This is a genomic window from Methylobacterium sp. CM6247, assembly GCF_054817925.1.
The window spans coordinates 304,955-327,045 of sequence record NZ_JBTXKX010000003.1 but is presented as its reverse complement, the minus strand read 5'-3'; the positions used below and the strand labels follow the sequence as shown (position 1 = coordinate 327,045).

The window sequence follows — 22,091 nt, the reverse complement described above, 5'->3', positions numbered from 1 at the left end:
AACTTGTCCACGAAATTCTTGGCCGTCCGCTTGACTCCTGGCGCAGTGTGGCAATCAGATTCAGAGAATCGATGGATCGAATTTAACCTTATTTTCGAGTGCGTTAACCATCACCGAGGGTCCGGGCCAGAATATCAGCCACATCACGGGAAAGCCCCGTCCTGGAGGCAATTTCTCCAAGCGTGGCCTTGGCTTGGCTACGCCGCACCGGCTCCCACATTCGCCACGAACCGAACGCGGTCAAAAGCCGCGCTGCGAGCTGGGGATTCGTTCGATCCGTCGTCTGAACCGCGTCCGCGAGCAGTCTGAAGCCCGCTCCATCGGGTCGGGCGAACTGCGTCGGGTTCGCCATGCCAAAGCTCCCGATCAGTGAGCGTACGCGATTTGGATTGGTGATCGCGAAAGCCGGATGCCGCTGCAGCCTCTCGATTCGATCGATCGTGCCGTCTTCCGGGATCATCGCCTGGATGGCGAACCACTTGTCGAGAACCAGCGGTTCGTCGGCATAGCGCAGGCCGAAAGCGTGGAGCCCAGTCTCCCGCGCCGTCCCTGGAATCGAGGCCAGGACCGAGAGTGCCGCCAGCCGGTCGGTCATGTTGGTGGTATCAGCGAGTTCGGCAGTGGCGAGCTCGACGCCTCGCTCTCCGTTCGAAGCGGCGATCAGGTCCAGAGCGGCATTACGCAGCGCCCGGCGACCCGCCGAAACCGCACCGGGGTCGAATGGCGCGTCCGCCCCGTCCGCCATGGCGGCGCGAAGGGTCTCCAGGCGCGGACCGAGTCCTCGTCCGATCTGGCGCCGCAGGATCTTTCGGGCCCGATGGATCGCATCGGGATCGACATCGGAGCCTAGATCGCCTGCGACGTCGCCTTCGCTCGGGATGCCGAGGACGAGGGCTGCGAATGCAGGATCGCTTGAGGCCTCGGCGTCCAGGAAGGTAGCGAGCGCTTCGATGAAGGCTTGCGCGGCGGGGTCCGTCTCCTCCGTGAGCGATGCGTTGGCTCTCGTGCGTTCGACGATCAGGCGCAGCGCGATGTTCTGCGCAGCCTGCCACCGATTGAAGGCGTCGGTGTCGTGAGCGAGTAGCGTCAGGCGGTCGGCATCGCTCGATGCCATGTCGATGCGAACCGGGGCGGAAAAGCCTCGGAACAAGGACGGGACCGGCCTCTCGGCGACGTCGGTGAAGACAATCTCGTCCGACGTCCGGTCAAGGACGAAGACGCCCTCGCTGACGCGTTCGCAGGAAGCGGCGATCGGGCCGCGCTCGCCGACGAGGCCAAGGGCGATGGGAATGACGAGCGGCGGGCTGCCTTCGGCGCCTGCCAGGCGCTGGCTGAAGCGCAGGCGATAGGTCCGCGCGGCAGCATCGTAGTCTCCTTCGACGCTGACCGTTGGTGTTCCCGGACGCTCGTACCATCTCGCGAAAGCCGACAGGTCGTGCCCGGTCTCAGCGGCGAAGGCGGCGAGAAAATCCTCCACCGTGGCGGCTCGTCCGTCGTTCTCGGCAAAATAGCGGTCCATCCCCGCGCGAAAGACGTGGGGCCCGATCAGCGTGCGCAGCATCCGCACGATCTCGGCACCTTTTTCGTAGACCGTCGCCGTGTAGAAATTGTTGATCTCGGCATAGGCCCGGGGCCGGACCGGATGAGCCAGCGGCCCGGCATCCTCCGGGAACTGGCGGGCGCGCAGCGTCCTGACCTCGCCGATGCGATGGACCGCACGCGAGCGCATGTCGGACGAGAATTCCTGGTCGCGGAAGACCGTGAGGCCCTCCTTCAGGCAGAGCTGGAACCAGTCGCGGCAGGTGACGCGGTTGCCCGACCAATTGTGGAAATACTCGTGGGCGATGATCCGCTCAATCGCCGCGTAATCGGCATCGGTGGCGGTGTCGGGCGAGGCGAGGACGTATTTGTCGTTGAAGATGTTGAGGCCCTTGTTCTCCATGGCGCCCATGTTGAAATCGGACACCGCCACGACGTTGAAGACGTCGAGATCGTAGGCGCGGCCGAACACCTCCTCGTCCCACGTCATCGAGCGGGCGATGGCGTCCAGGGCATAGGCGGCCCGGTCCGACTTGCCCGGCTCCACGTAGACGGCGAGGGAAACGGGGCGGCCATCCATCGTGGTGAACGGGCGGGACACCCGGTCGAGGCGGCCGCCGACGAGGGCGAAGAGATAAGCGGGCTTCGGGTGCGGATCGTGCCAGATCGCATAATGGCGGCCCGGGCCGGCAGGCCCGGCTTCCGTCAGGTTGCCGTTGCCGAGAAGGACGGGCGCTTCGTCGGCATCGGCCTCGATCCGCGTAGTATAGACCGACATCACGTCGGGCCGGTCGAGGAAGTAGGTGATCCGGCGGAAGCCGTCGGCCTCGCACTGGGTGCAGTAGACGCCGCTCGACCGGTAGAGGCCCATGAGCTTGGTGTTGGCGGTCGGGTCGATCCGCGTCTCGATCGCCAGCGTGAAGGGCTTTCGCGGCGGCTCATGCACCGTCAGCGCCGAGGCGGTGGCGGAATAGGCCGCCGGATCGAGGATTTCGCCGTCGAGCGACAGCCGCGTCAGCGTGAGATCGTCACCGTCCAGCACCAGGGGCGCGTTCGGGCGTCCGTCCGGGTTCGGGCGCAGGGCCAGGGTCGCGACGATCCGCGTCTCACGGGGATGGAGCCGAACGTCGAGTGCCACCGTGTCGATGAGGTGGTCGCTCGGCCGGTAATCCTCGAGACGGATCAGGGTCGGGCTTTCGGTGCGCATGCGGTTGGTCCTGATCGGGAGCGAGGATTAAGAACGGCTCCGCGTCGTCGGCCCGCTCGGCTTCCACCCTCGATGTATGAGAGGGGGCGGGAGCGTCGGGGGCATCGCGGCGTTGACGCCCGGCATAGCCGGGCCACATAGGCGGCATCAACCGGAGACGACCCAGCCCATGGAATACCTGCACACGATGGTCCGCGTGGCGGATCTCGACAAGGCGCTCGCCTTCTACGTGGACACGTTCGGCCTGCGCGAAACCCGCCGGGTTGAGAACGAGAAGGGCCGCTTCACCCTCGTCTTCCTCGCGGCCCCCGGCGATTACGACACGGCCCTGGAGACGAAGGCGCCCCAGGTGGAGCTCACCTACAACTGGGATCCGGAGACCTATTCCGGCGGGCGCAATTTCGGTCACCTCGCCTATCAGGTGGACGACATCTACGCCTTCTGCGCGCGCCTGCAGGACAAGGGCGTGACCATCAACCGGCCGCCGCGCGACGGCTACATGGCCTTTGTTAAGTCGCCGGACGGGATCTCCATCGAGATCCTGCAGAAGGGCGATGCCAAGGCGCCGCAGGAGCCGTGGGCCTCCATGGAGAATACCGGCTCCTGGTAGGACGGCGAGATCGCGGGGCGCGTCATCGCGCGCCCCGCGATCTCGGTTCTAGATCTATGCGCCGCCCGCTTCGCTGGCCGGCGTGATGCCGAGTTCAGCGAGCTTGGCCGAGACGGCTTCGATCGGCCGCTTGAGCTTCAGGCTGATGATGGAGACCGGTACGCGCTCGCGCGCCAGCGTCCGGAGTTCGGATACGTTTTCGAGCGTCCAGGCCGAATCGCTCGTTGCCATGGTCACCTCCTCACGTGGGCGGGCCGCCGCGATGGGCGTGGCCCTATTCGATGAGCTAGGGCCGCGTCGATCGTCGAGCAAGCCGCCGAACAAAATCCCGCCATGGCGCCCGGATGTGCATCCGGCTCCTTGACCTCGGGCGCGATGGCGGCGCACATCCGCGCCGGATCAGTCGGCCGGGCGGCCGCTCCGGTGCGAACCGGGGAGGAAAGTCCGGGCTCCATGGAGAGACGGTGCCGGATAACGTCCGGCGGGGGCGACCCCAGGGACAGTGCCACAGAGAGCAGACCGCCCTGCTTCATGCAGGGTAAGGGTGAAAGGGTGCGGTAAGAGCGCACCGCGGACGCGGCAACGCGGACGGCACGGCAAACCCCACCGGGAGCAAAACCGAATAGGGGCGACACGCCTTCTCCCGAAAGGGACGGGGCAGGCCCTCTCTCCAGGCTCGTCGCCCGGGTTGGTTGCTCGAGGCGTTCGGTAACGAACGTCCCAGAGGAATGGCCGCCACGTCCGGAAGTTCGCTTCCGGGCCCTACAGAACCCGGCTTAAAGGCCGGCTGATCCTCTTTCCGCCGGCATCGGCCAGCGCTTGGCGAGCTCTCTCACACCCAACGAATACGCTGCATAAAACCGACGAAACTTACCGTCGGTTAACCTTGCTGAGGTCTGATCGGACTCGGCGGCTCACATGCGAGTCCGCGCGTTGACGGTGCTCAGAGGCTCATGTTACCCGGAATCACTTCGTCAGCGGCGATTTTGGGAACGGCGGACGCGCTGCGCGCTCGCCGGGGGCGAAGTGCGGGCCGCGTCCGCGACGTCTCCTCTTTCTTTGCCGTTCCGTCTCCTCCGGCCGCCTCGAAGCGGTCGATGCCCGCCGCAGGGACGCATGCGTCACATCCCATCTTCCGCCGCCGCCTGGCGTCCCCGACTCGTTCCAGCCCGGTGCGGGTCTCCGCGATCGGTTCCGTTCCGACCCGCTGGTCGGGTTTCGGCATGACGCTCCCTCATGCCGCCGCCGCCGGCGCGGTTTCCGCTGCGCCGCATATTCCCGTCCTAATCGCCGAAGTCGTGGCATCGCTCGCACTTCCGGGCACATCCCTTGTTGTCGACGGAACCTTCGGTGCAGGCGGCTACACCCGCGCGATGCTGCAAGCCGATCCAGGGATCCGCGTGCTCGCGATCGACCGGGATCCCACTGCCATCGCAAGTGGCGCCGGCCTCGTGGCAGCTTCCGAAGGGCGTTTGACCCTCGTGCCCGGCCGGTTCGGCACGCTTGATACGCTTGTCAGGGAACAAGGCATCGAATCTACCGACGCCGTCGTCCTCGATATCGGCGTCTCCTCGATGCAGATCGACCAGGCAGACCGCGGCTTCTCGTTCCGCAACGACGGCCCCCTCGACATGCGCATGGAGCGCGCCGGCCAGAGCGCCGCCGACCTCGTCAATGGCGCCGAGGAGGCGACGCTGGCCGACATCATCTACCATTACGGCGAGGAGCGCCGCTCGCGCGCGGTGGCCCGCGCCATCATCGAGGCCAGGCGGAAAGGCCCGATCGAGACCACGGCGGCGCTCGCCGAGATCGTGTCGAGCGTGGTCTGGGCGGATCCCGCCAGCGGAATCCATCCGGCCACCCGGACGTTCCAGGGGCTGCGCATCGCCGTGAACGACGAATTGGGCGAACTCGTCCAGGCGCTCCATGCCGCCGAGCGAATCCTCCGGCCGGGCGGACGCCTCGCCGTGGTCACCTTCCATTCCCTGGAAGACCGTATCGTCAAACAGTTCTTCTCCGCGCGCAGCGGTCGAGCGGCCCAGGCCTCCCGTCATCTGCCAAGCGCCGATGCGCCGACCCCGCGCAGCTTCACCATGGTGACGAAGGGCCCGGTGACGGCCTCCGACTCCGAGGTTCATGCCAATCCCCGCTCGCGCTCGGCCAAGCTCCGAGCGGCGGAGCGGACCATGGCACCGGCCGCGCCGCCGCTGGCGGCCATCGAAGCGCTGGCGGCTCTTCCCGCCCAGCGCGGTCACCTCGTCTCGAAGAGCGGTGGAGTGCGTCGGTGATCCGTCTGCTGAACGTCGTCGCCATTCTCGGACTGATCGGCTCGGCGATTTACGCCTACTCGATCAAGTACGACACGCTGTACCAGGCCGGTCAGGTCTCGAAGGCCAAGAGCCAGCTCCACAAAGAGCGGCAGGCCATCGCGGTGCTCCGGGCCGAGTGGCAGCTCCTGACCCGGCCAGACCGCCTTCAAGCCGCCGTCGAGCGTCATCTTGCACTGGAGCCCATCGGCGTGAATCATCTCGGCCGTCTCTCCGACCTGCCGATGCGCCCCGACCGCGGTGACGAGATCGGTCGCCTGCTGGCCGCAACCGCAACGCCCAAGGAAAAATCTTCGGCGAAGACTGCCGATGAGCCGAGGACGACCGGGTCGATCACCACGCGTACGACCACCACCAAGCCGACTGTGACCGCGTCGACGATCAAGACGACCACCGTCCAAACCACCAGAACGCCCAATACGGTTTCGAGGTAGTCCCGTGTCAGACGAGACCGTTCACGATCACACGCTCCACGCCGCCGACGAGGCCGGTGATGCTCTTCCGCAGGAAGGCGCTCCGCAGCCCATGGCCGCCACGCGCCCGCCTTGGACGCCGATGGGCTTGGTGCGGGCGATGTTCCACCTCGCTATCGAGCGGTCCTATGCTCGCGTCGGCCTCGTCGGCCTCGGTTTCGCGCTGGTGTTCCTGACCATCGCCGGCCGACTGGTGGCGATGGCGGCCTTCCCTCAGGCCGATAACGGAGACAACCGCGTCGCCGCCGCGGCCACCACGGCGATCCGCCCCGACATCGTCGACCGCAATGGTGAGATCCTCGCCACAGACATCCGCACCGTGTCGGTCTTCGCCGAGCCCAAGAACATCTACGACAAGGACGAGGCGGTCGAGCTTCTGACCGCCGTCCTACCCGAGCTCAACGCCACCGATCTGCGTGCCAAGCTCTCGACGAAGAAGGGCTTCGTCTGGGTCAAGCGCGAGATCACCCCGAAGCAGCAGCTCGAAGTGCATCGCCTCGGCATTCCCGGCGTCGGCTTCCTGCCCGACCACAAGCGCGTCTACCCGAACGGTACGGCGGCGGCCCATATCCTGGGTGTGACCAACCTCGACAATATCGGCATCGCCGGTATCGAGAAGTACATCGACAATACTGGCCTGAAGGACCTGAACAGCCTCGGCTTCGTCGCCAAGGCCACCGACCTCCGCCCTGTCCAACTCTCCATCGACCTGCGGGCCCAGTTCGCCCTGCGCGACGAACTGGCCTGGGGCGTCGATCACTTCAAGGCCAAGGCCGCGGCAGGCCTGATCCTCGACGTAACCACCGGCGAGGTGATCGCGCTCGCCTCCCTGCCGGATTTCGACCCGAACAACCCGGCCGAGGCCAACAATCCCGACCGGATCAACCGGATGAATGTCGGTGTCTACGAGATGGGCTCGACCTTCAAGGCGATGACCCTCGCAATGGCGCTCGATTCCGGCAAGTACAACGTCAACTCGACCTTCGATACGCGCGGTGGCGTGCTGACCTGGGGCCGGCAGAAGATCCACGAATATCACGGTACCAACCGCACCATCACCATGCCGGAGGTGTTCACGCACTCCTCCAACATCGGCTCGGCCAAGATGGCGCTCGGCATCGGCGTGCCAGGTCACAGGGCCTTCCTGAAGAAGATGGGCCTCACCGACCGGATGCGGACGGAGTTGCCCGAAAGCGCCGAGCCCATCGTTCCCTCGCGCTGGACCGAGATCAACACCATCACCATCGCGTTCGGTCACGGCCTCGCGGTCGCGCCGCTCCAGGCGGCGGCGGCGGTGGGCGCGATCACGAACGGCGGTAACCTGATCGTGCCGACCTTCCTTAAGACGACGGAAGCCGAAGCGCTGAAGAAGGCGACCCGCGTGCTCAAGCCCGAGACCAGCGAGGCGATGCGCTTCATCATGCGCCTCAACGCGGTGGAAGGCTCGGCCAAGAAGGCGTCGATCCCGCTCTACTATGTCGGCGGCAAGACCGGCACGGCGGAGAAGGTCATCCACGGCCGCTACGTCAAGAACCGCCTGTTCACGACCTTCATGGCAGCCGCGCCCATGAACAACCCGAAATACCTGTTCGTCACCATCATGGACGAGCCGCAGGGCCTGCCGGAATCCGGCGGCTACGCCACCGCCGCCTGGAATTCGGGCGTCGTGACCGGCCGGGTGATCGAGCGCGTCGCCCCGATCATCGGTCTGCCGCCGCAATTCGATCCGCCGGTGAAGCCATTCCCCCTGATGGTGAAGCTCGGCGCCTATCACGCGACGATGCTCGACCCGCGATGAGCGACATGAATCTCGGTTCGCTGTTCCCGGACCTCGATGTCGGGCCGGCCTCCAGCGCGATCGTGACGGGCATCACGGCCGATAGCCGCCGGGTCGTTCCCGGCGGCGTCTTCGTGGCGGTGCCCGGCACGCGGGTGGACGGCAAGGTCTTCGCCGCCAAGGCCTTCACGGATGGCGCCGTCGCCATCCTGGGGGAGGGCGACCGGCCCGCCGACCTGCCGGCAGAGGCTCTCTGGATCGCCGTTCCCGACGTGCGACGGGCATTGGCTCTGGCTGCCGCGCGCTTTTCCGGGCGCCAGCCGGAGACCGTGATCGCCGTGACCGGTACCAGCGGCAAAAGCTCGGTGGCCGATTTCGTCCGCCAGATCCTGTCGCGTCTCTCCCTTCCTTCTGCCAGCCTCGGCACGGTAGGGGTCGTCACCGATCGGGGCGCCGAATACGGCTCGCTGACGACGCCCGACCCGGTCTCGCTGCACGAGATCCTGGCGCGGCTGGCCGATGACGGCATCACGCATCTGGCCATGGAAGCGTCTTCGCACGGGATCGAGCAGCGCCGACTCGATGGCGTAAGGCTCGCCGTCGCCGGTTTCACCAATCTCGGTCGCGACCACCTCGATTACCACCCCACCATCGAGGACTATCTCCAGGCCAAGTTGCGGTTGTTCACGACGTTGCTGCCTGCCGGCAGGCCCGCCGTGATCAATGCGGACGGCCCCTATTCCGAGCGCGTCATCGAGGTGGCGCGGGAAGCCGGGCACGACATCCTGACCACCGGCCGGACAGGCGAGACGATCCGTCTTCTGGATGCCCGCACCGAGGGGTTCTCCCAGGCCCTCACCATCCGCCTGCACGGTGAGGCCGCGACCCGTCACGTCGCGCTTCCCCTCGTGGGCGGGTTCCAGGTCGAGAACGCGCTTCTCGCCGCCGGTCTCGTCGGCGCCGCCATCGGCCTCGACCGCATGGCCGATATTCTCGCCGCCCTCGAACACCTCACCGGCGTGCCCGGCCGCATGGAACGGATCGGCGAGGTCAACGGTGCCCTCTGCCTCGTGGATTACGCCCACAAGCCCGAAGCCCTGGAGAGCGTGCTCGATGCGCTCCGCCCCTTCGCGACAGGTCGCCTAACTTGCGTTTTCGGCTGCGGCGGCGACCGCGATGCCGGCAAGCGCCCGCTCATGGGCGCCATCGCGGCGCGGAAAGCCGACCTCGTCATCGTCACCGACGACAACCCACGCAGCGAAGACCCGGCCTCGATCCGCGCTGCCATTCTCGCCGCTTCTCCCGGTGCCACCGAGATCGGCGACCGGGCCGAGGCGATCCAGACCGCCGTGCGCGGGCTCCGGGCCGGCGACGTCCTAGTCGTGGCCGGCAAGGGTCATGAAACCGGCCAGATCGTGGGCACACAGGTGCTCCCGTTCTCGGATCACGCAGTTGTCCGGTCAGCGATCGCGGAGGTGGGGGCGTGAGATCGACTCAGGGTGAAACGCTGTCTTCAGCGCGTCTCTCCCTCCCCCCTTTGCGGGGGAGGGTGCCTGCGGAGCAGGCGGGAGAGGGGACGACCTCTCCGGAACTGGCGCTCCCCTCTCCCGACCCGCTTCGCGGGCCACCTCCCCCCGCAGAGGGGGGAGGGTACGCGCGCGGTCGCCCCATGCATGAGTCCGCCCGATGACGACGCCCCTCTGGTCCCCCGAGGCCCTGGAAGCCGCCACCGGCGGCACCTTGCACGGCAACCCGAAGCCGATCACCGGCGCGTCCATCGACACGCGGACGCTGCAGCCGGGCGACCTGTTCTTCGCCATTCGCGGTGAGGCGCGGGACGGTCACGACTTCGTTCGCGATGCCCTGGCGCGTGGTGCCGGGGCGGCCGTGGTCGCGGCCGACCGGGCCGAGGAATTCGCCGGGGCAGGGGGCCTTCTCGCGGTATCGGGGACGAGCGAGGACCCGATCCTCGACGCCATGCGGGCTCTGGGCCAGGCCTCGCGCGCCCGCAGCCAGGCCGGCATCGTCGCCGTCACCGGCTCGGTGGGCAAGACCGGCACGAAAGAGGCTCTGCTGCACGTCCTCTCGGCTCAGGGCGAGACCCATGCCTCCATCGCCTCCTACAACAACCATTGGGGCGTGCCCCTGACTTTGGCGCGGATGCCGGCCGAGAGCCGTTACGGCGTGTTCGAGATCGGCATGAACCATCCGGGCGAGATCGTGCCGTTGACCGCCATGGTCCGGCCCGACATCGCGCTGATCACCACGGTCGAGCCGGTGCATATCGAGCACTTCGCCTCGCTCTCGGCCATCGCCGATGCCAAGGGTGAGATCTTTTCCGGCTTGAGTACGGGCGGGACCGCCATCATCAACCGCGACAATCCGAACTACCCGCGGCTGCTCGCCCATGCGCATGCCTCGAAGGCGGGGCGGGTCGTCACGTTCGGTGAGCATGAGGAGGCGGATGTCCGCGCCCTTCGCATCGTCATGCGGCCCGATCTCTCGGTGGTGGACGCGGTGGTGATGGGCGTCCCCGTCACCTACCAGCTCGGCACGCCGGGCCGGCACGTGGCGATGAACTCCCTCGGCGTCATGGCGGTGGTTCATGCTCTCGGGGCCGATCTCGCCCGCGCTGCCCTGTCGCTCGCCGCGCTGAAACCGCCGGTGGGGCGTGGCGAGCGCACGGCCTTGCGGCTCAAGGAGGGCGAGGCCTTCCTGGTGGACGAGAGTTACAACGCCAACCCGGCCTCGGTACGGGCGGCTCTGGCCACCTTGTCGGGAATCGAGACAGGGCCGCGCGGGCGCCGCATCGCGGTCCTAGGCGACATGCTCGAACTCGGCGCTTCGGCCGAAGATCACCACCGCGCGCTCGCCTCCGCCGTGGAAGCGGGCGGGATCGACCTCGTCTTCACCGCCGGCCCGATGATGCGGCATCTGTTCGAGGCGCTGCCGGTGAGCCGGCGCGGCGTCTCGGCGGGCGTTTCGTCGGATCTGGTCGATCCGCTCATCGGCGCCCTCCGCGCCGGTGACGCCGTCATGGTGAAGGGGTCGAACAGCATCCGCATGGGTCACATTGTCGAAGCTCTCAAAGCCCGCTACGCGGACGCGGTGGACCGCGCCGAGTCGGCGCAGGCCGCGATCCGCCAATAGACCTCCGTGTCAGGCCCGGCCTCGCACCGGGTTCGCCCGCCAGCCGGGTGCACGGCGGGGATGGAAAGGCGCGCGGCCTCCTCCAACCCCGATGATCCATTCTCAGACAAACCGCGACCGGGTGTCGGATGCTGTATCTTCTGTCGGACCTGAGCGGCACGCTCTCGCCCCTCAACGTCTTCCGCTACATCACCTTCCGCACCGGCGGCGCGCTGTTCACGGCGGGCCTGTTCGTGTTCTGGTTCGGGCCACTCATCATCTCGCTGCTGCGCCTGCGCCAGGGCAAGGGTCAGCCGATCCGCGAGGACGGTCCGCAGACTCATCTGACCAAGCGCGGCACGCCGACCATGGGCGGGCTGATGATCCTGGCCGGCGCCATCGTGGCGATCCTGCTCTGGGCCAACCCGCGCAATCACTTCGTCTGGGTAACCCTCGCGGTGACCCTGGGCTTTGGTGCCATCGGCTTCTACGACGATTACCTCAAGGTGACGAAGCAGTCGCATAAGGGGTTCTCTGGCAAATTCCGGCTCCTGCTCGAAGCCGCTATCGCCATCTCGGCCTGCACCCTGATCTCGTATTATTCGGCGCCCGCGCTCCAGAACCAGCTCGCCTTCCCGGTCTTCAAGGATGCCCTGCTGAATCTCGGCTGGTTCTACGTGCTGTTCGCCGGCTTCGTCATCGTTGGTGCCGGAAACGCCGTGAACATCACCGACGGCCTCGACGGCCTCGCCATCGTGCCGGTGATGATCGCCTGCGGAACCTTTGGGGTGATCGCCTATCTGGTCGGCAACGTCTTCACCGCCGGATACCTCCAGGTGAACTACGTCCGCGACACCGGCGAACTCGCGGTCGTCTGTGGTGCGGTCATCGGGGCGGGGCTCGGCTTCCTGTGGTTCAACGCCCCCCCGGCGCAGATCTTCATGGGCGATACCGGCTCGCTCGCTCTCGGCGGCCTGCTCGGCACCGTGGCTGTCGCCACCAAGCACGAGATCGTCCTCGCCATCGTCGGCGGCCTGTTCGTCTTGGAAATCATGTCGGTGATCATCCAGGTCGCCTCGTTCAAGCTCACCGGCAAACGCGTTTTCCGCATGGCGCCGATCCACCACCATTTCGAGCAGAAAGGGTGGAAGGAGCCGCAGGTCGTCATCCGGTTCTGGATCATCGCCGTGATCCTGGCGCTCGCCGGCCTCGCGACGCTGAAGCTGCGCTGAGCGTCGTATGATGGTTCGTCACAACTGGTCTTTCTCCCGCCGATCCACCTCGTCCTGAGGCGCCGCAGCGGAGCGGAGGCCTCGAAGGAGCCCTCCACTTCGTGCATTGGGCTCTGAAGGCCTCCTTCGAGGCCCGCTCGCGCGGGCACCTCAGGATGAGGTAGAGGGAGGGGGACAGAGATCAGAGCATTGGCGAGTTCGAGACCCGCATGACCCCCGCCACCACCTTCGCCGGCCGCACGGTCGCCCTGTTCGGCCTCGGCGGCTCCGGCCTCGCCACGGCGGTCTCGCTCCAGGCCGGGGGCGCCCGCGTCGTCGCCTGGGACGACAGTACCGAGAGCCAGGCAAAGGCGCGAGAACAGGGCGTCACCGTTGCGGATCTGCGCAGCGCAGACTGGTCGGGTTTTGCCGCCTTGATCCTGGCGCCCGGCGTACCGCTGACCCATCCCGTACCCCATTGGAGCGTCGGTCTCGCCGAGGCCGCCGGGATAGAAATTATCGGCGATGTCGAGCTGTTCTGCCGCGAGCGGGCGAAGACCGCCCCCGATGCACCTTTCGTCGCCATCACGGGTACCAACGGCAAGTCGACCACCACGGCGCTGATCGCTCATATCCTGGCCAAAGCGGGCCGTGACGTGCAGATGGGCGGGAATATCGGCACCGCGATCCTGTCACTGGAGGCACCGGCGCCGGGGCGCTGTCACGTCATCGAACTGTCCTCGTTCCAGATCGACCTGACGCCGTCGCTGGCTCCCAGCATCGGCGTGCTCCTCAACATCACGCCCGACCATCTCGACCGCCACGGCACGATGGAGAATTACGCGGCGATCAAGGCGCGCCTCATCAATGGCTCCGCCCTTGCGGTGGTCGGGGTCGACGACGAGCCGAGCCGCGCCATCGCCGACCGGCATAGGGGGGCGCTCGTGCGGATCGGCGTCGCGCAACAGGACGTGGATGGGCTGACCGTCCGCGACGGGATCGTGGCCGGGCGCTCCGCGGAGGCCATCGCGGATGTCTCCGGCATCGGCTCGCTCCGGGGCGCCCATAACTGGCAGAACGCCGCCGTCGCCATCGCCGTGGCCCAAGCTCTCGCCGTGACCGATGGGCAGATCGCATCGGCACTCGTGAGTTTCCCCGGCCTGCCGCATCGGATGGAGCAGGTCGGCCGTCGCGAGCGGGTGCTCTTCGTCAACGATTCCAAGGCGACCAACGCGGATTCCACCGAGAAGGCTCTCACCGCCTTCCGCGACATTCATTGGATCCTCGGTGGCAAGCCGAAAGAGGGTGGTATCGACCTGCTGGAGCCTCTGTTCGACCGCGTCGCCCACGCCTACCTCATCGGCGCAGCGAGCGACGTCTTCGCCGCGACACTGGAGGGGAGGGTGCCCTATACGCGCTGCGGCACCCTGGATGTGGCGACGAAGCAAGCGGCGGAGGCTGCTGCGAGATCAGAGGCGCCGGAGCCGGTGGTCCTCCTCTCGCCGGCCTGTGCCTCCTACGACCAGTTCAAGAGTTTCGAAGATCGGGGCGACCAGTTCCGCGCGCTCGTGCGGGGGCTGATCGGGTAATCCGACGCCGGACCCCGTTTTCCGCGACTGGCTTTATCGGGATTTAACCGGCCCGGACTCATCATTCGCTGCGACCGGCATCATGCCGCTGGCGAGGCCGCGCCCTGTGAAACAGATCGTTTCCGTTCAGATCCTGCGAGGACTGGCGGCATTCATGGTCGTTTTCGGCCATGCCCAGCATCACACCCTCGTGCAGACGTTGAAGCTCGGCGGTTCGTTCGAGCGTGTTCATCTGTTACCTTGGCGTGCTGGTGTCGATATCTTCTTCGTCATCTCCGGTTTCATCATGGTCTACGCGTCCGAAGATCTATTTGGACGAAAGGGTGCATCGGTCGAGTTTTTGGCGCGGCGAGTGGCGCGGATCGTCCCGCTCTATTGGATGTTCACGGCCTTCTACACCCTGTTTCTCGTGATCGCGCTCGCGGGCACGACTAAGGACTTTCCAGGCTGGCCGAACATCGTCGCATCCTTTGCCTTCTGGCCAGCCTATGCCACGGGGCATGAGGCTCCAATGCCCGTCTTCGAACTCGGATGGACGCTGAATTACGAGATGTTTTTCTATGTCGTCTTCGCGGTCTTCATCGGCTTGCGACGTAGTCGGACGGTGATCGTTGTGGCGGCCCTGCTCGGTGGACTCGTTCTCATGGGATTCGTCCTGCAGCCGAGTGCCGCCGCCCCGTTCTTCTGGACCCGCCCGATCGTTCTCGAATTTGTCTTCGGCATGGGGATCGCTCTGCTCCTCCGCCATGGTGTGGTTTTATCGGGACTGATCCGGGGAGCCTTTCTCGTCAGCGGGGTCGCCATCCTGATAGCCGACCCGATCGACTCGTCGCATCAGGCCATCGATTGGACGACGCCCAACGACGCCTGGCGCGTCCTCGGCTGGGGACTCCCCGCAGCTTTGATCGTCTGCGCAGCCGTCCTCGGCCGTCAGGGGCAGCCTTCCCGTCTCTCCAAGCTCGGGGTCCATCTGGGCGACGCATCGTATGCGCTCTATCTGAGCCATCCTTTCGTGATCGTCGGGATCCGCAAGGCCATGCAATGGGCGGGCTTCCATGAAACGACGAGGGCTTGGCCGACGCTCGCCTTCACGGTCGTATCCTGCTGTGTCTTTGCCGCGTTCGTGCACCGGTTCGTGGAACGGCCGGTGACCCGCTTCATCCAGGGAATCCTGGTCCGCCCCCGGCCTCCCAGGACAGCGACAGCCTGACGCTTGGGCGACGGTCCTCAGCATGCGAGGGACGCAACGCCGCCTGCTTAAGCCTTCGCTGACGGGACTGCCTCATGCTGAGGCCGGGCGCTTATCCTGAGGCGGGTTGGACGGGTGAAATGGCGGCAGGCGGGAGATGGAGTGCAGAAGAGGTTGGCGTCACTCTGACGTCGGCTGATTCTCGCCGTGTCTCTTCGGGGCCGCTGCATACCCTCGGTCACGCCTTGTTGGCGCTGGTCATCTTCTTCACGTGCTTCACCTTCATGAAGCCGTCGCCCTATGATTTTCTGGCATTGCCGACGATCGCGTTGTGGTTCCTGCTGGGGATCAGGTTCTATCGTTCGACGATCGTCATCGTAGCGCTTCTGCTGATCTATCTGGTGGCGATCGTCATCGCGCTGATCCCCTATCTCGACGAGAGCAATTCGGTCGATTGGACCTATCAGGCCGTCTATCTCGGGTTGACCGGGATCTTCTTCGTGATGTTCTTCTCGGACGAGTCGTCCGACAGGGTCGGTTTCGTCCTCAAGGCTTACCTCGCGGGAGCCCTCTTCGCCGCGATCTGCGGCATCTTCAGCTATTTCGACGTGCTCGGCGAAGACGTGCTGTTCAAGATGGACGGACGCGCCTCGGGCGTGTTCCAGGACCCCAATCTGCTCGGATCCTTCCTGATTCTGTCGGTGCTGTATCTCATCCGCAGGATGCTGGTGGGGGAGACGCGAGAGATGTTCCTGTCGGCGATGGCGCTGCTCGTCCTGCTCGCCTGCGTCTTCCTCTCGTTCTCGCGCGGATCCTGGGGAGCGTGCCTCCTCGGCATCTGCCTGACGATCGGCCTCACCTGGGCAACCTCTCCGTCGCGGGCCGTCCGGCGGCGCATCGCCCGGTTGTCGGCCCTCACCGTCCTCGTCGGCGCGCTCCTGATCGGCGGCCTCCTGTCGATGGAGGGTGTCTCGGAGCGGTTCACCGATCGGGCGCAGGTCACGAAGGATTACGACGAAGGCGAGACCGGACGGTTCGGCAACCAGCGCCGCGGCATCCCCATGCTCATCGATCGCCCCCTCGGTTTCGGGCCTCTGAGATGGCGCGTGGTCTTCGATCTGGAGCCGCACAATTCCTATATCGGCAGTTTCGCGAATGGCGGGTGGCTCGGAGGTTTCGCTTTCGTCTCCATCGTCCTGACATCGATCTTCGTCGGGTTTCGCCTGTGCCTCAAACCGTCGCCCTATCAGGGACTCGCCCAGATCGTGTTTCCGGCCCTTCTGATGTTCTTCCTCCAGGCATTTCAGATCGATATCGAGAAGTGGCGTCACCTTTATATGATGCTTGGAATGGTATGGGGGCTCGAGGCGGCCCGCGTTCGCTGGCTGTCTCAACAGCGATCGACCATCTGAAGTCTCACGCTGGGTCCATTGCCGTGGCAGCGAAGTCTCGCCGGCGATGGAATGATGCTGTGCGCCGTCGAGAGTGAGGCGGCGGAGGGCGAAATTCTCATGCGAGACATAGAACGTTATCCTTGCGACCCGCACATGTGATGCTCCGCAAGGCTGCCGCCGCAGCTCAACGAGGCCCGATCCTTGATCACGCCGTCTCATGAAGCCGAGCGCCTCGCCGCGCTTCACGGCCTGGGTATCCTCGATACGCCCCCCGAAGAGCACTTCGAGGCGGTGTCGCGCACGGCCAAACGCCTTTTCGGGGTCGAGAAGGCCTATGTCGCCCTCATCGACTCCGACCGGCAGTGGATCAAGTCGGACTGCGATCTCGGCCGCAAGGAGATGCCGCGCCTCGAATCGTTCTGCCATCACACCATCGCCGGTGGCGACATGCTCGTGGTGCCGGATGCGCGCCTCGATCCGCGCTTCGCCGGGAACCCCCTGGTGACCGGCCCAGATCCCATCGTCTTCTACGCCGGCGTGCCACTGTGCCTCGAATCGGGTTTCCGCGTCGGCTCGTTCTGTCTCATGCACAGCACTCCGCGCCCGTTCGGCGTGGAGGATGAAGCGGCTCTGCACGACCTCGCGGCCACCGTCACCGCCCATCTTCGCCTCGCGGACGCCCATGTGAGGCTGGTCCGCGAGGCCGAGGAACGCGCGGCCCATCAGGCGACCATCGCCGACCAGCGGGAAGAGTTGCAGCAGCGCCAGAGCGCGCTCGCCAGCGCGCATCACCTGCTCGCCATGGCGGAAGAGGTTGCCGGGATCGGCCATTGGCGCGTTCGGCTCGCCGATGGCCAAACCTTCTGGTCCACCGGCATCTACGGGATTGCCGGGCTCGATCCCGCGACCTCCGCGCCGACATTCGACGGGGCCATCGATCTGCATCATCCCGACGACCGTGAGCTGGTTCGGTCCAGCATCTCCAATGCGCTGGAGCGAAGAGGTGCTTTCGCCTTCGAAGCGAGGATGGTTCGTCCCACGGGAGAAATCCGGACGATGGTGGTTCGTGGCATCTGCGAATGCGACGTGGCGGGTCTGACCGTGGGTCTGGTCGGCACCGCCATCGACGTGACGGACGCCCGGAATTCCGACGCCGCCCTGCGGGAGCGGACGAGCCAGTTCCGCCGTCTCGTGGACGCGGTGAGCGATTGCGCCTTCGTCACCCTCGACCGGACCGGGCATGTCGCCAACTGGAACAGCGGAGCGGAGCGTATCACCGGCTATTCCGCCCAGGATGCCATCGGGCGTCACGTCTCGCGCTTCTACACGAGGGAGGGGCTCGAAGCGGGGGCCCCGCGTATCGCGCTTGCGACCGCTGCTTATGAAGGGAAGGTCAAATTCGAGTGCTGGCGGGTTCGCCGAGACGGCTCGCAATTCTTCGCCAGTGTCGCCATCGACGCCATCCGCGACGAACAAGGGTCCGTGGTCGGCTATGCTGAGATCACCCGCGACATCACCGAGCGTCGGGCGGCCGAACTCGAACTCCAGCGCAGCGAAGATCGCTACCGCACTCTCGCGGAGGCGCTGCCCGCGCTAATCTGGACGACGCGTCCACCGGACGGGACGGCGACCTATGTGAATCCGGCCTTCACGGATTTTTACGGCGCTATCGGTCCCGAGAGGACGGAGCGTACGGCGCGCAACCATCCCGACGATGCCGAACGGATGGAGGTCGCTTGGCGGACCGCCCACAAACGGGGGCGGACGTTCATGGTGGAGGGACGCCTGCGCCGCCACGACGGCGTCTACCGCTGGCACAAGATCGTGATGATTCCGATCCCGACCCATGACGACCGGGCGCCCGACGACGCCGAATGGCTCGGCACTGCCCTCGACATCGACGACATCATCACCGCGCGTCAGCGGTTGGAGGAGACGTCCGACCTGCTCCGCATCGCCCAGACGGCGGCCGATGCCGGTACCTGGGACCTCGACCTCCGGACGGACGCGATCACGCTCAGCCAGAAAGCCCTGGGCCTGTTCGGCATCTCCGGGGAGGACGCCCAGGCGATGCCGGTCCGGGACTGGATCCGGCTCGTCCATCCCGATGACAGGCAGGCGGTCCGCGAGGAGGCGGCCCAGGCGATCCGGAACCAGCTCAACTACGTCGCGGAATACCGCATCGTCGTGGAAACCGAGCAGCGCTGGATCTCCACCTGCGGACGCGTACACTACGACGTGGCTGGCGCGCCCTATCGTATGGTCGGCCTGCATTTCGACATCACCGAACGAAAGACCGTAGAGGCCGCATTGCAGGCCGCGACAGCCAGGGCCGAGGGGGCGAGCGCTGCGAAGAGCGAGTTCCTGGCTGCTATGAGCCACGAAATCCGCACGCCGCTGAACAGTATCCTCGGCTATGCCGACCTCCTGCTGGAGGAGCCGAGCCGGACGCCTGACGACAGGCACCGCCTCGAATTGATCCATGGTGCGGGCAATGCGCTCCTCACCATCGTCAACGATGTGCTGGACTTCTCGAAGATCGAGGCGGGGCAGTTCACGCTGGAATTGCTGCCATTCCCGTTACGCGACCTGATCGAGAACACCGTGGAGATCGTGCGCGGCAGTGCGCTCAAGAGCCCCGTGACCATCCTCTCGCGGCTCGACCCCGCGCTGCCGCCCTGGACCATGGGCGATGCGAACCGGCTCAGGCAGGTTCTGCTCAACCTGCTCAATAACGCGGTGAAGTTCACACTCTCCGGGTCCGTCACCCTTAATGTCAGCCAATGCGGCGAGGAGGCGGCTGGTCCGGTCCTGCGCTTCGAGGTGGTGGATACCGGCATCGGCATCTCGGCGGAGCAGCAGGAGCGCCTGTTCCAGCGCTTCAGCCAAGTCGATTCCTCGATCAGCCGCCGCTTCGGCGGTACCGGTCTCGGACTCGCGATATGCCGTCGCCTGGTCTCGATGATGGACGGGGAGATCGGTGTCACCAGCACTCCCAGGCAAGGATCGACCTTCTGGTTCACCCTCGTCCTGCCGCGCGCCGACGCAGCGAGCGGTGTCGCTGTAGAGGAAGCGGGAACGCAGCCTGTCCGGGCCTCCGCGTCATCGAGAAGGGCACGGATTCTCGTCGCCGAGGATGTGCCAGTGAACCAGGCCTTGGCCCGGGCGGTCCTCGAACTCGCGGGCCACAGCGTCGAGGTCGTGGGCGACGGCGCCGAAGCGGTGGCTGCGATCCGGGATGCCGCGGAAGGACCGAAGGCTTATGATCTTGTGCTGATGGACGTGCAGATGCCGGGCATGGACGGGCTTACCGCCACGCGCCTCATCCGCGCTCTGCCTGCGCCCGCCTGTACGGTACCGATCATCGCCATGACGGCCAATGTCCTGCCGCAGCAACTCGCTGCTTTGACCGCAGCCGGCATGAACGACCACGTTGGCAAGCCATTCAAGCGCGACGCGCTCTATGCCGCCATCGCCCGCTGGACCGATCCTTCGGCTACCCTCGATGCGCCGGATTCCCCGCCCATTCTCGACCGGGAGATCTTCGACACGTTGAAGGACATGGTGGGGCCGGAGCGAGCCACCGCGCTTCTGTCCATGCTGGCAGATGAACTCGTCGACCGGTTCGGGGCCCCTCCGGAATCGGTCGACCTATCTGGCATCGATCCGCCGGAACTCGCCTACGATGCCCATGTCATGGTGTCCGCCGCCGGGCTGCTCGGCTTCGTCGGATTGTCCGACCTCTGTCGAGAGATCGAGAACGCTTGCCGCAACGGTGACGATCTGGCGCCGCTGATCCACCGCCTCGCCGTGGTCCGGGACGGCACGCTCGGAACGATCAGGACGTTGCAGGCCGCTTGACCGTTCCGGCCAGGCTCATTCGTCCGCGGGGACCGGCTCGTCTTCCGGTTCCGGCTCTGCCGTCCAGGCGGTGGCAAAGGCGGCCAATTGCATCGCATCCTTGAAGGCCATCACCGAGACGCTGCGTTCCGTCGGCATCGCGCCCGGATAGGGGGCGATCAACACGGTCTCCTGCGATAGGCGTGCGCCCGGCGCTTTCTCGGCGATCCAGGCCTCGGCCTCGGTGCACAGCCGTGCGGGATCCGAAGGATGGCGCGCCCGGGAATCCGAGCGCAGCACCAGGACGTAGGGGCCAAGGGTAGGATTGCGCTGCTGCAGGCCCTGGATGATGTCGATCATGCTCGTGTCTCGTCACGTTTCTGCCGTGGGCGAGGCGCGCCCCCCGCCAACCCGGCCGTTCTCAGTGAAGTTTGACCCGTGGTTCGGTGCGCCGCGTCAGTGCGCGAGCCATGGCATCGAGCGCCGTCTTGATCGTGCCGTGCAGGGCCTGCTCGTGCATCTTGTAGAGTGAGCGGTACATCATCCGCGCGAAGAGGCCTGCGATGAACAGGTTCTTTCCCTGAATGAACCCCATCAGGTTGCCGACCGTGGAATACTCCCCGAGGGAGACCAACGAGCCGAAATCGCGATACTTGAACGGCTTCAGGGTCCCGCCCGCCATCTTGACCGGAATCTGCTTGATCAGGTGGCTCGCCTGCTGGTGCGCTGCCTGGGCGCGGGGGGGGATCGGGGTATCCGAGCCCTTCTCCACCAGATAGGCGCAATCGCCCATGGCGAAGATGTCGGGGTCGCGGGTCGTCTGGAGCGTCGGCGTCACGACGAGCTGATTGTTGCGCGTCGTCTCCAGGCCGCCGATCTCCTGCAGGAAGGGCGGTGCCTTCACGCCAGCCGCCCAGACGACGAGCTCGGAGGGGATAAAGCCGCCATCGGCGAGCTGAACCCCATCGGGGCGGACCTCGGTGACACGCGCTTGGGTGCGGACCTCGACACCGATCTTGTTCAACAGCGTCATGACGTCGGCGGACAGACGCTCGGGGACTGCAGGCAGAATCCGGTTCGCCGCTTCGACGAGGGTGATCTTCAGATCCTTGGCAGGATCGATCCTGTCGAGACCGGTGGAGGCCACGTCACGGGTCGTGCGATGAAGTTCCGCCGCGAGCTCGGTTCCAGTGGCGCCGGCTCCGATCACCACCACGTGGAGCTGCCCGGCCCGCACCGGGCCGACCTGGGTATGGGCGCGCAGCATGCCGTTGATCAGGCGCTGGTGGAACCGCACCGCCTGCTCCTGCGTGTCGAGGGCGATGGCGTTCTCCTTCACCCCCGGCGTGCCGAAATCGTTGGTGGTCGAGCCCACCGCGAGGACCAGCGTATCGTAGGGAATCGAGCGGACGGGCGTGACCTCACGCCCCTCGGCATCGTGGCTCGCGGCGAGCTGGATCGTGCGCGCGCCACGGTCGAGTCCCGTCATCGAGCCGATACGATAGCGGAAATGATGGCGGTGGGCGTGGTGGAGATAGTCCACCGCATGGTGGCCGACATCGAGGCTGCCAGCGGCGACCTCGTGCAACAGAGGCTTCCAGATATGAGTGCGGGCCTTGTCCACGAGGGTGACGTGAGCCTTGCCTTTCCTGCCCAGCGTGTCGCCGAGCTTGGTGGCCAGCTGAAGCCCCGCCGCGCCTCCGCCGACGACCACGATCCGATGCAGGTTGTCCACGGTTTCGCCCGGTACCATGCGTTCCTCGTCTTCAGCGTTGAGCGGCAGGCCGTACGCCCTTCTTGTCCGCT

Annotated in this window: 15 protein-coding genes and 1 other RNA gene; 12 read left to right on the top strand and 4 right to left on the bottom strand. The window is 66.1% G+C overall.

Annotated features, from left to right (window positions below; translation table 11 throughout):
* Positions 1-103 precede the first annotated feature (103 nt).
* Positions 104-2,746 carry an aminopeptidase N gene (gene pepN / locus ACYQOP_RS02360; RefSeq protein WP_461220997.1) on the bottom strand — a complete coding sequence of 881 codons (2,643 nt, stop codon included), beginning with the start codon at positions 2,744-2,746 and terminating at the stop codon, positions 104-106.
* Positions 2,747-2,915: 169 nt separating this feature from the next.
* Here pepN and ACYQOP_RS02355 point away from each other — a divergent pair, with 169 nt between their 5' ends.
* Entirely contained in the window at positions 2,916-3,356 is a 441-nt protein-coding gene (locus ACYQOP_RS02355) for a VOC family protein (protein WP_461220996.1), read from the top strand.
* Between the two features lie 54 nt (positions 3,357-3,410).
* Here the strand turns inward: ACYQOP_RS02355 and ACYQOP_RS02350 are convergent, their stop codons facing one another.
* Entirely contained in the window at positions 3,411-3,587 is a 177-nt protein-coding gene (locus tag ACYQOP_RS02350) for a hypothetical protein (protein WP_200925922.1), read from the bottom strand.
* 168 nt (positions 3,588-3,755) lie between these two features.
* Here ACYQOP_RS02350 and rnpB point away from each other — a divergent pair.
* The 11 genes from rnpB to ACYQOP_RS02295 all read left to right on the top strand — a co-directional run bounded on the left by rnpB (position 3,756) and on the right by ACYQOP_RS02295 (position 20,306).
* An RNA gene (rnpB, locus tag ACYQOP_RS02345) (RNase P RNA component class A) lies at positions 3,756-4,151 on the top strand.
* 428 nt (positions 4,152-4,579) lie between these two features.
* The gene (gene rsmH / locus ACYQOP_RS02340) at positions 4,580-5,644 is read left to right on the top strand and encodes a 16S rRNA (cytosine(1402)-N(4))-methyltransferase RsmH (RefSeq protein ID WP_461225166.1); all 1,065 of its coding nucleotides are present in this window, start codon (positions 4,580-4,582) and stop codon (positions 5,642-5,644) included.
* The gene (gene ftsL / locus ACYQOP_RS02335; RefSeq protein ID WP_207410283.1) at positions 5,641-6,117 is read left to right on the top strand and encodes a cell division protein FtsL; all 477 of its coding nucleotides are present in this window, start codon (positions 5,641-5,643) and stop codon (positions 6,115-6,117) included. The genes rsmH and ftsL overlap by 4 nt, the downstream gene beginning before the upstream one ends.
* A gap of 91 nt (positions 6,118-6,208) precedes the next feature.
* Positions 6,209-7,954: a peptidoglycan D,D-transpeptidase FtsI family protein gene (locus tag ACYQOP_RS02330; protein WP_461225164.1), complete on the top strand. Its 1,746-nt coding sequence runs from the start codon at positions 6,209-6,211 to the stop codon at positions 7,952-7,954.
* Positions 7,951-9,420: a UDP-N-acetylmuramoyl-L-alanyl-D-glutamate--2,6-diaminopimelate ligase gene (locus ACYQOP_RS02325; protein WP_461220995.1), complete on the top strand. Its 1,470-nt coding sequence runs from the start codon at positions 7,951-7,953 to the stop codon at positions 9,418-9,420. The genes ACYQOP_RS02330 and ACYQOP_RS02325 overlap by 4 nt, the downstream gene beginning before the upstream one ends.
* 199 nt (positions 9,421-9,619) lie before the next feature.
* On the top strand, positions 9,620-11,083 hold the full coding sequence (locus ACYQOP_RS02320; protein ID WP_461220994.1) for a UDP-N-acetylmuramoylalanyl-D-glutamyl-2,6-diaminopimelate--D-alanyl-D-alanine ligase: 1,464 nt from the start codon (positions 9,620-9,622) through the stop codon (positions 11,081-11,083).
* 128 nt (positions 11,084-11,211) lie between these two features.
* A complete protein-coding gene (gene mraY / locus ACYQOP_RS02315; protein ID WP_056432110.1) occupies positions 11,212-12,294 on the top strand; it encodes a phospho-N-acetylmuramoyl-pentapeptide-transferase in 1,083 nt (360 codons plus the stop codon).
* A gap of 209 nt (positions 12,295-12,503) precedes the next feature.
* On the top strand, positions 12,504-13,862 hold the full coding sequence (murD, locus tag ACYQOP_RS02310) for a UDP-N-acetylmuramoyl-L-alanine--D-glutamate ligase (protein WP_461220993.1): 1,359 nt from the start codon (positions 12,504-12,506) through the stop codon (positions 13,860-13,862).
* Between the two features lie 106 nt (positions 13,863-13,968).
* Entirely contained in the window at positions 13,969-15,072 is a 1,104-nt protein-coding gene (locus ACYQOP_RS02305; RefSeq protein WP_461220992.1) for an acyltransferase family protein, read from the top strand.
* Positions 15,073-15,296: 224 nt separating this feature from the next.
* On the top strand, positions 15,297-16,463 hold the full coding sequence (locus ACYQOP_RS02300) for an O-antigen ligase family protein (protein ID WP_461220991.1): 1,167 nt from the start codon (positions 15,297-15,299) through the stop codon (positions 16,461-16,463).
* A 183-nt stretch (positions 16,464-16,646) separates the two neighbouring features.
* Positions 16,647-20,306 (top strand): PAS domain S-box protein, encoded by a 3,660-nt coding sequence (locus ACYQOP_RS02295; RefSeq protein ID WP_461220990.1) that lies wholly within the window; start codon positions 16,647-16,649, stop codon positions 20,304-20,306.
* Between the two features lie 15 nt (positions 20,307-20,321).
* Here the strand turns inward: ACYQOP_RS02295 and ACYQOP_RS02290 are convergent, their stop codons facing one another.
* Positions 20,322-20,645 carry a hypothetical protein gene (locus ACYQOP_RS02290; protein ID WP_207410295.1) on the bottom strand — a complete coding sequence of 108 codons (324 nt, stop codon included), beginning with the start codon at positions 20,643-20,645 and terminating at the stop codon, positions 20,322-20,324.
* A gap of 61 nt (positions 20,646-20,706) precedes the next feature.
* Entirely contained in the window at positions 20,707-22,038 is a 1,332-nt protein-coding gene (locus ACYQOP_RS02285) for an NAD(P)/FAD-dependent oxidoreductase (protein WP_056432125.1), read from the bottom strand.
* Positions 22,039-22,091 lie beyond the last annotated feature (53 nt).

Coding starts and splice junctions, on each gene's coding strand:
- pepN (WP_461220997.1), bottom strand. CDS start 2,746: ATGCGCACCGAAAGCCCGACCCTGATCCGTCTCGAGGATTACCGGCCG.
- ACYQOP_RS02355 (WP_461220996.1), top strand. CDS start 2,916: ATGGAATACCTGCACACGATGGTCCGCGTGGCGGATCTCGACAAGGCG.
- ACYQOP_RS02350 (WP_200925922.1), bottom strand. CDS start 3,587: ATGGCAACGAGCGATTCGGCCTGGACGCTCGAAAACGTATCCGAACTC.
- rsmH (WP_461225166.1), top strand. CDS start 4,580: ATGACGCTCCCTCATGCCGCCGCCGCCGGCGCGGTTTCCGCTGCGCCG.
- ACYQOP_RS02330 (WP_461225164.1), top strand. CDS start 6,209: ATGGCCGCCACGCGCCCGCCTTGGACGCCGATGGGCTTGGTGCGGGCG.
- ACYQOP_RS02325 (WP_461220995.1), top strand. CDS start 7,951: ATGAGCGACATGAATCTCGGTTCGCTGTTCCCGGACCTCGATGTCGGG.
- ACYQOP_RS02320 (WP_461220994.1), top strand. CDS start 9,620: ATGACGACGCCCCTCTGGTCCCCCGAGGCCCTGGAAGCCGCCACCGGC.
- mraY (WP_056432110.1), top strand. CDS start 11,212: ATGCTGTATCTTCTGTCGGACCTGAGCGGCACGCTCTCGCCCCTCAAC.
- murD (WP_461220993.1), top strand. CDS start 12,504: ATGACCCCCGCCACCACCTTCGCCGGCCGCACGGTCGCCCTGTTCGGC.
- ACYQOP_RS02290 (WP_207410295.1), bottom strand. CDS start 20,645: ATGATCGACATCATCCAGGGCCTGCAGCAGCGCAATCCTACCCTTGGC.
- ACYQOP_RS02285 (WP_056432125.1), bottom strand. CDS start 22,038: ATGGTACCGGGCGAAACCGTGGACAACCTGCATCGGATCGTGGTCGTC.